Genomic DNA, 4,017 nt, shown 5'->3' on the forward strand with positions numbered 1-4,017 from the left:
GTTGGGGTAATAATGGGCTCGGGCAGTATATCATTTTCCTTTAGTCCTTCGGGCAAACTTACTCCGCATACTTGCCTCCTGCCTGCACTGTATTCGCGCCAGGCATGTCCGGCCAGGTAACCGCGAATCACCATCTCTACCTTAAAAGGCTCGCAAATTAAGCCAATGGTAACGCTGGGGTCGGGCACGGCAATTACCCAGTTGGGCACAATATCGGCAGTTGCCTGCAAAAATTTGGCGGCTACCTGATTAAGCACCTGCCCTTTATAAGGTATAGGCTCAGGCAGTACCACATCAAAAGCTGATATACGGTCGGTAACAACCATAACCAGGTATTTATTATTTATAGTATAAACATCACGTACTTTCCCCTTATAAAAAGCAGTTTGCCCCTGAAAGTTAAAATGTGTTTCTTTAATAGAGTTCATAGTTGATTGTTCATGGTTCATAGTATTATGGTTCAATGTTATTTGTTACATATTTGGCTATGAACTATTAACTATGAACCATCAACCCTACTGTATATCCCCGTAAGCCGCTAATATTTTACGTACCAGTTTATGCCTTACTACGTCTTCGCCGCTCAAGTAAACAATGTCAATGCCGCTTATGTCGGTTAATATCCGCAAAGCAGTATGCAGGCCCGATTGTTGTTTTTTAGGCAGATCTATCTGCGTAACATCACCGGTAACAATAAACTTAGCCGATGGGCCCATACGGGTTAAAAACATTTTTAACTGCATATCGGTAGCGTTTTGCGCCTCATCCAATATCACAAAGCAATTATCAAGCGTACGACCGCGCATAAATGCCAGCGGAGCAATTTCAATGGTTCTATTTTCCAGATAAAATTTTAATTTTTCTGCCGGTATCATATCATCCAACGCATCATACAAAGGGCGCAGGTACGGATCGATCTTTTCCTTCAAGTCGCCCGGTAAAAAGCCCAGGTTCTCTCCTGCCTCAACCGCCGGTCGGGTTAAAATAATACGTTTAATCTCTTTATTCTTCAATGCCCTTACCGCCAATGCTACAGCAGTATAGGTTTTGCCTGTACCTGCAGGGCCAATGGCAAACAATATATCGCTTTTGTTAATACTGTCAACCATTTTACGTTGGTTGGCGGTACGCGCCTTTACCATAACGCCATTAGGGCCAAATACTATAACCTCGCCACTGGCAAACTTATCGGTGGCTGAATCGGTCTGGCTCGTAGCATCTAAAGGTTTGCTGCCCAATACCCTTTCCAGGTCGGTTATGTTTAAATTTTCATACTTTTCAACATGCTGTAAAAGCTGGCTGAATTTTTCTTCAAATAAAACAAGTTCGTGCTCATCGCCTAATACTTTAACTTCGCTGCCACGCGCAACTATTTTAAGCTTTGGATATTGTTTTTTTATGATCTCGAAATGATCATTGTTCGGTCCCCATAATACTGCGGGGTTAATATTTTCAATGGATAGCTTAAGCTCGTTCAATAGTAAATGATTAATTTGTTCCGGATTTTTATGAATTAAAATTGAATATTTGCAGCAGCAAATGCCTCTTACAAGATTAGCAATAAATATTTAAAAAATTAATGGCAATAATAACTTTAACTACTGATCTTGGCGACAAAGATATTTATCTGGCCGCCCTTAAAGGCAGTATTTTAAAATTGCTGCCAACAGTAAATATTGTTGATATTACCAATAGCGTTTCGGCCTTCAATATACAACAGGCAGCCTTTATTTTAAAAAATAGTTTTTATTATTTTCCTGACGGAACAGTGCATTTAATTGGTATTGATACCGTTTACAGCGGACAAACCAAATACCTGGCCGTACGCTATAAAAACCATTATTTTGTGGGTGCAGATAATGGCATATTCTCGCTGATGTTTACTGCCGAGGCTGATGAAATGGTTGAGTTGGACATTATGCAGGACCTAAAGTTTTTACATTTCCCACTGGCTGATATTTTTGTTAAGGCGGCCTGTCATTTGGCAAGCGGCGGCGATATTAATACTATAGGCTTGCCAGTTAGCGGTTTTGAGAAAAAAATGAATCTGCAACCTGTGCTTGAAAAAAATCTGATAAAAGGCGTAGTTATTTATATTGATTCGTTTCAGAATGTGATAACCAATATCACTAAAGATCTGTTTAACAAAGTGCAGCAAGGCCGGCAGTTTGTACTATCCTTTAAACGCAACGAATCCATAAACCACCTGAGCTGGCATTATAGCGAAGTGCCCGAAGGCGAAAAGCTTTGCCTGTTTGGCATTAGCGACCATTTAGAAATTGCCATAAACAAAGGCAACGCCAGCGGGTTATTAGGTTTAAACCTGGGCGATAGCGTTATTATTGATTTCCAGGCGTAGTTCACTTACTGTCATTTCGACGAGGGACGAGGAGAAATCTATACATGTGCTACTCCTTATGGTGTATAGATTTCTCTCTATCGTTCGAAATGACATAAATTTTAAGTTATGAAAAACATCATCCTACTTGCCGCAACCTGCTTACTATTCACAACTACTCACGCACAAACCACATCCGACTCATTAGCTTATCAACTTCAGCGTAAAAAAATTAACAGTATGCTGGCCGTACGTACACAAAAATTTGGCAAGTATGACCAAAGTTTGAGCCAGCATACCGGGATATTTGGTTTGCAAACCAAAAAAGACATTCGCCGGTCAAACGATATACTGATGGATATTGTGAAAACTGATAATGAAATTTACAGGCAATTAAAAATTTTGTTAGATTACCGTACCTTTCAGCAAACGCAGGTTTTGGATAAGTCGAAGGAAAACGAGACAGTAAACCTCAATTTTATGCGCACTATTAACAAACTGCAGGACCAAAACCAAAAGCTAAAAAAGGATGCTGACGAAATGATGCAGGAGCACGAACGGTCAACGCGCAATTTTAGCATGATCATTTTGGCGATGCTGATTGCTTTGATGTGGCTGTTATGGAAAAATTACAGCAAAAAAGTTGCGACTAACCGCTAAATTTTTTATATTAAGACGATGGTCTGTAAACCATCGCCTACGGACTAACTAAATGAAATTAACTATACACGGAGCTGCCCAACAGGTTACGGGCAGTATGCACCTGCTGCAAGTAGGGCAATATAAAATTTTAGTGGATTGCGGCCTGGATTACGAAAAAGACCGCAGTGTACAGGATAACGAAAACTTCCCTTTTAACCCCGAAGATATTGATGTGGTGATATTAACCCACGCCCATATTGACCATTCGGGTAATTTACCTACACTGGTGCGCATGGGCTTTAACGGGCAAATATTATGCACCCCGCCTACTGCTGACCTGACCGAGTTGTTACTGCTCGATTCGGTAAATATATTTATGCATAAGGCCAACAAAGGCCGCAAGTATGGCCGTGGTAAAGGCAAGTTTAACAGCAGCGCGCAACCCTTGTACCTGCAAAAGCATGTAATGGATACTATGGAGCGCATGGTTACCATTGCTTTTAATCGTCCGTTTAAAATAACCGGCGATATTGAATTAACGTTTATACCTGTTGGTCACCTGCTTGGTGCTGCAGCTGCGGTGTTAAAAATAAATGATGAAGGCATAGAAAAAAGCATTGCCTTTACCGGCGATATCGGCCGCAAAAACTATCCGGTACTGGAGGATCCTCAACCATTACCCCAGGTAGATTTTTTGGTATCTGAGTCAACCTACGGCGGGCGCAACCATACTAAAGATAAAACAGTTGAGCAGGCCCTTGTTGAAGTTATTGATAAAGCCTGCGTTAAAGAGCAGGGCCGTATCATAATACCCGCTTTTAGCATTGGGCGCACACAATCATTAGTTTACTCGCTAAATAAGATTTTCAGCAGCGGTTTGCTGCCGCCTGTTAAGGTTTTTGTAGATAGCCCGATGGCATCAATGGCTACCGGTATATTCAGAAAATACCATGACCTGGTAAATAAAGAAGCACAGGAGTTTTACAAAATGCAGGGCGACGAGTTTGAGTTTGATAACCTTACTTATGTAGAATCAA

5 protein-coding genes are annotated in these 4,017 nt (G+C 41.1%); 3 read left to right on the forward strand and 2 right to left on the reverse strand.

Annotated features, from left to right (window positions below; all coding sequences use genetic code 11):
• Both ABI367_RS03750 and ABI367_RS03755 read right to left on the reverse strand, forming a co-directional pair.
• A partial coding sequence (locus tag ABI367_RS03750) for a phosphoribosylaminoimidazolesuccinocarboxamide synthase (protein ID WP_462228045.1) occupies positions 1–428 on the reverse strand: 428 nt, incomplete at its 3' end.
• 87 nt (positions 429–515) lie between these two features.
• Positions 516–1,478: a PhoH family protein gene (locus ABI367_RS03755; RefSeq protein ID WP_462228041.1), complete on the reverse strand. Its 963-nt coding sequence runs from the start codon at positions 1,476–1,478 to the stop codon at positions 516–518.
• A 101-nt stretch (positions 1,479–1,579) separates the two neighbouring features.
• Here ABI367_RS03755 and ABI367_RS03760 point away from each other — a divergent pair, with 101 nt between their 5' ends.
• The 3 genes from ABI367_RS03760 to ABI367_RS03770 form a co-directional block, all read left to right on the forward strand.
• Complete coding sequence (locus ABI367_RS03760; RefSeq protein WP_462228042.1) at positions 1,580–2,359, forward strand: SAM hydrolase/SAM-dependent halogenase family protein; 780 nt, start codon at positions 1,580–1,582, stop codon at positions 2,357–2,359.
• A gap of 108 nt (positions 2,360–2,467) precedes the next feature.
• Positions 2,468–2,998, forward strand: coding sequence for a hypothetical protein (locus ABI367_RS03765; RefSeq protein ID WP_462228043.1), 531 nt, complete (start codon positions 2,468–2,470; stop codon positions 2,996–2,998).
• 52 nt (positions 2,999–3,050) lie between these two features.
• The coding region (locus ABI367_RS03770; protein WP_462228044.1) for an MBL fold metallo-hydrolase at positions 3,051–4,017 on the forward strand (967 nt) is incomplete at its 3' end.

It is taken from the genome of Mucilaginibacter sp. (assembly GCF_039935595.1).
Taxonomy (GTDB): Bacteria; Bacteroidota; Bacteroidia; order Sphingobacteriales; family Sphingobacteriaceae; genus Mucilaginibacter.